At 72.5% G+C, this 4,572-nt stretch carries 4 protein-coding genes and 2 pseudogenes; 2 read left to right on the top strand and 4 right to left on the bottom strand.

Going from position 1 to position 4,572, the window contains the following annotated elements:
- Both AA75_RS39770 and AA75_RS39765 read left to right on the top strand, forming a co-directional pair.
- Positions 1 to 494: pseudogene (locus AA75_RS39770) on the top strand (ThiF family adenylyltransferase); the annotation flags it as partial.
- Between the two features lie 530 nt (positions 495 to 1,024).
- Complete coding sequence (locus tag AA75_RS39765; RefSeq protein ID WP_033825350.1) at positions 1,025 to 2,368, top strand: AarF/ABC1/UbiB kinase family protein; 1,344 nt, start codon at positions 1,025 to 1,027, stop codon at positions 2,366 to 2,368.
- 308 nt (positions 2,369 to 2,676) lie between these two features.
- Here the strand turns inward: AA75_RS39765 and AA75_RS39760 are convergent.
- The 4 genes and pseudogenes from AA75_RS39760 to AA75_RS53055 form a co-directional block, all read right to left on the bottom strand.
- Positions 2,677 to 2,862 (bottom strand): annotated as a pseudogene (locus AA75_RS39760) (hypothetical protein); the annotation flags it as partial.
- Between the two features lie 221 nt (positions 2,863 to 3,083).
- The gene (locus tag AA75_RS39755; RefSeq protein WP_082527184.1) at positions 3,084 to 3,452 is read right to left on the bottom strand and encodes a WhiB family transcriptional regulator; all 369 of its coding nucleotides are present in this window, start codon (positions 3,450 to 3,452) and stop codon (positions 3,084 to 3,086) included.
- Positions 3,453 to 3,614: 162 nt separating this feature from the next.
- Positions 3,615 to 4,106 (bottom strand): hypothetical protein, encoded by a 492-nt coding sequence (locus AA75_RS39750; protein ID WP_033825349.1) that lies wholly within the window; start codon positions 4,104 to 4,106, stop codon positions 3,615 to 3,617.
- 230 nt (positions 4,107 to 4,336) lie between these two features.
- The coding region (locus AA75_RS53055; protein ID WP_233289403.1) for an HRDC domain-containing protein at positions 4,337 to 4,572 on the bottom strand (236 nt) is incomplete at its 5' end.

Below are 4,572 nucleotides of genomic sequence, written 5' to 3'. Positions count from 1 at the left end.
CGCCGACGCTGGTGGTGCTCGCACCCCGCAGCGGCGGCGGTGCCTTCACCGGCCTGGCCACCGAGGCGCGGGAGCTGATGCGCTCCGGCCGCCCGCACCTCTACGTCGGCGTCCTGGAGCACCTGGGCGTGGTCGGGCCGCTGGTCGTACCCGGCGCCTCCGCGTGCGGCAGCTGCGCGACCCTGGCCCGGACGGACGAGGACGAGGCCTGGCCGAGACTGCTCGCCCAGCTCGCGGACGACGGCCCGGGCCGCGCCCGCAGCCCGGCCTGTGACAGCGCGCTGGCCACCACGGTCGCCGGGCTGGCCGCCCTGCACGTGGAGCTCTACCTGGACGGGGTGCTGCCGCCGAGCGTCGACGGCTGGTGCGAGATCTCGGCGGCCGACGGCATGGTCAGACGGCTGCGGCTGCCCGGCCACCCCGACTGCGGCTGCCGCTGGCAGTCGGTCCCGCTGGCCCGCCCCGGGCCGGCCGAGACCGTACGGGGAGGGTGAGGCGGTACGGCGAGGCCCGACCAGAGCTCTCGAGCTCTCGAGCCCCCGCCGCCCGGCAGCGCGGCAACCCGGCGGCCTGTCGACCCCAGCAGCGCCGCAACCCGGCTGCCCTGTGCGTCGAGCGGCGACCCGACAGCCATCGGGCGGGGACCCTCGCCGACCTCACGCCACCGGGTCGGCGCACTCCTGGTCCTCCACGCCCCGGTCCGCAACCACCCGACGGCGCATCCGCCCCGAGCATGCGCCTGCCGTCCACCGCCCGCGCCCGCCCGCGACGTCGGCGACGCGGTCACCTCGGCCCGCCGCCCACCGAACACCCTCCACCGCCGACCATCCCACCACTGATCCCTCCGCCGATCCCGCCGACGGCCCGCGGGTGGGATCGGCAGGCCGAACGGCAGTCCGGATTTTCCGTCGGCCGCAGAAGGACGAGCGGGCACAATGGCCTGGTGACCACGGCCCCGTGGTGCGCCGCGCCACACCGTGGGCGGGCGGCGACGGCACGGGGCGTACCAAGAGGGAGGCCCGGGTTGAGCGATCTTCCGCGCAAGGCAGTGACCCGCACGGCGCGGCTTGCCGCCCTGCCGCTCGGCATTGCCGGCCGGGCCACTCTCGGGCTGGGCAGGCGGATCGGCGGGCGCCCGGCCGAGGAGGTGACCGCCGAACTCCAGCAGGCCACCGCCGACCAGCTGTTCAAGGTGCTCGGGGAGCTCAAGGGCGGCGCGATGAAGTTCGGTCAGGCGCTCTCGGTCTTCGAGGCCGCGCTGCCCGAGGAGGTCGCGGGGCCGTACCGGGCGGCCCTGACGAAGCTTCAGGAGGCCGCTCCCCCGATGCCCGCGGCCAAGGTGCACGCGGCGCTCGCGGAGCGGCTGGGCCCGCAGTGGCGCAAGCAGTTCCGCAGCTTCGAGGACCGGCCGGCCGCGGCCGCGTCGATCGGCCAGGTCCACCGGGCGGTCTGGCACGACGGGCGGAAGGTCGCGGTCAAGGTCCAGTACCCGGGCGCCGGGGACGCGCTGCTCGCCGACCTCGGCCAGCTCAGCCGGGTGGCCTGGCTGATCGGCCCGCTGATCCCCGGCCTGGACGTCAAGCCGCTGATCTCCGAGCTGCGCGCCCGCGTGGCCGAGGAGTTGGACTACCAACTGGAGGCCGAGGCCCAGCGCCGGCACGCGGAGGTGTTCGCCGATGATCCGGACATCCTGGTGCCCGGCGTGGTCGCGCAGGCCGACCAGATCCTGATCACCGAGTGGATGGACGGCACCCCGCTGGCCGAGGTCATCGCCAAGGGCACCCAGGAGGAGCGCGACCGGGCGGGCCGGCTGCTGGCCCGTTTCCTGTTCGCCGGGCCGTCCAGGACCGGGTTGCTGCACGCCGACCCGCACCCGGGCAACTTCCGGCTGCTCAAGGACGACGGGCCGATCGAACGGTGGCGGCTCGGGGTGCTCGACTTCGGCACGGTCGACCGGCTGCCCGGCGGCCTGCCGACCCCGATCGGCGACTCGCTGCGGATGGCACTCGCCGGTGACGCGGCCGGGGTGCTGGAGATGCTCCGGGAGGAGGGTTTCGTCAAGCCCTCGGTCGAGTTGGACCCGGACGCGGTGCTCGACTACCTGCTGCCGATCATCGAGCCCGCCGCGGTGGACACCTTCCACTTCACCCGGAGCTGGATGCGCGCCCAGGCCGCCCGGATCGCCGATCCGCGTTCGCCCGCCTACAACCTCGGCAAGCAGCTCAACCTGCCCCCCGCCTACCTGCTGATCCACCGGGTCACGCTGAGCACCATCGGGGTGCTCTGCCAGCTGGGCGCCAACGCGCCGTTCCGGGAGGAGATGCTGACCTGGCTGCCGGGCTTCGCCGGGAAGTCGACACCCGCCTGACGGCCCGGCCCGGACATCCTCCGGCCCGACCAACGGCGATGGCCGCTCCCCCTGCGCGGGGAGCGGCCATCGCCGCCTGTAGTGCTGGTCCCGTCGGCGCCCGCCCCACCCGCACCGACCCACCGCACCGACCCACCGCACCGTTCCACCGCACCGACCCTGGCGGCCGCTGGTCGTGCGGGTGGCGGTGCTGGTGTCGGACAGTGCTGGCGTTGGACGGTGCCGGTGGTGCTGGTGGTGCCGGCGGCGGGCGGTGCCCGTGGCCGGCGGTGTCACCGCCGGCCGTCGGGGCTACCGGTGACCGGCCGTCACATCAGCGCGACGGCAAGCGCCCGGCGGGCGCGCAACGAGGCCCGCTCGGCCTTCCGGACGAGCTTCGCCGCCCGGTGGGCCCGCAGGGCCATGCGTTGGTGTTCGGCCTCTTGCAGGCGTTCCTGCATATGGGCTCGGGCCAGGGATTCCTGGAGAAGATGCATTTCGAGGGTCCTGTTCTGGATCTGAAGTTCGGTGGCCCGTTCGGCGCGGGCGGTCATGTCGATGGCGTTGGTGGTCATGTGGTGGTCCTGCTTGTGATGCGTCGTCGGAAAGTGGCTGGCTGCTGCGGCATCCGCCTTGGCGGCGGCGAGGCGTACGGACAGGCGCAGTGCGCGGTCCGTCGGGGGCTGCTCTCCCCGTCGGATCACGGCTGAGCGTGCGGTGGTCGTACCGGCGGGGTTCACGCCATGACCTCGGTCTTGCGCGGACGGCCACGCGGCCGCTTCCGGGCCACGACCACACCCTGGACGAAGAGCTCGCCGCCCCAAACGCCCCACGGCTCGCGGCGCTCCAGCGCACCGGTCAGGCAGGCCGCCTTGACCGGGCAGGTGCCACAGAGCGACTTGGCGTACTCGACGTCGGCCGGCGTCTCCGCGAAGAAGACCTCCGGGTCGAAGGAGCGGCAGGGGACGGGCACGCCGAGGGCGTCGGCCTCGTCGATCGCGGTGAGCTGCATAAGAGAAACCTCCGGGGGGTCGGCCTGGTCGGCCTTGACGGTCTTGTCGGTCGGTACGGACGGGAGTGGCGGCGGTGTGATGACCGTGGACACGTGGTCTTCCTCGTCTTTTCGCTGTGGGTCCGGCTCAGCTGGCTGGTCGGGCTGGCCGGAGGCCCCGGAGGGCCTGGGTGGTCTTTCGTACCGGACAAAACAGAAGGGCCGCGGATCCCGGTGAAGGATTCCGCGGCCCTGGAGGCTCGACCTGAGGATTGCTCAGGTTCGTTCTCTCCAGGGTTCAGGCCCGCGGAAGGCCTGCATCCGGATGGCCGAGGCGCCATTGATGGCGGCCTTGACCTGGTCGATCTGCTGCTCGTCCTGCTTCTTGGTGGCTCCGGCACCGATGACCTGCAGATAGCCGCCATGCTTCGCTGCTGCTACTGCCGCCTTCGGTGCCTGGGTCGGTCGCTCATCGCGCAGCCCGAGGCCGCCGGCGAACGTCGCCCAGTCACGGGACAGACCCGTCTCGACGGAGATGCCCGCAGTGTCGCCCAGGCCACTGACAGTGAGACCACTGACAGCGGAACCCGCGGCAACGCAGACACCGGTGGCGTCGAGACCCAGACCGCCACCGGCAAGCACGACCACGTCACGCACCTGCGTGGCGCTGGTCGAGAAGCCGGGAGTGCCGAACGAAGAGACGGCACCCGGAGGCATGGCGATAACGGTCTGGCCAGTCATTTTGGTGATCATCATGGTGGTTTCCACTGTCTTCGCCTCCTCTCGGCGTCTCGCGGTGCCCAGTCCCCCGGGCCCCGATGTTCGGATGTTGGTCAGGTCAAGCAGGTATTGCCACATGCGGAAGGAGGCCCTTCCACCAGCGGCTTGCGATCTCGTCCCCTTGACCGCTCCGGCAGGCTATTGCGCTCCATGCACGGGGCGCAAACTATTTTCCCGGCGAGTTTTCCGGTCGGCCGGGCGGCCGCCCTTCGAGCGGCTCAGGCCGGCTCGTCCGTCTCCCCGTCGGGCTCGGGCCCGGGCTCCTCCACGGGCTCGCCCGCAGGCTGCTCCGCGGAGTCCTCCCACGGATCCTCCCCCGCACACAACGAGAGCACGGCGGCCCCGTACTTGTCCAGCTTCATGGCGCCGACCCCGGAGATCATCGCGAGTTCGCGCTCGCCCGCGGGCACGTCCTCGGCGATCGCCATCAGGGTCGCGTCGGTGAAGACCACGT

The organism is Kitasatospora sp. MBT63, from assembly GCF_000710465.2.
Classification (GTDB): Bacteria; Actinomycetota; Actinomycetes; order Streptomycetales; family Streptomycetaceae; genus Kitasatospora.
This window is presented reverse-complemented; position numbering and strand designations above follow the sequence as displayed.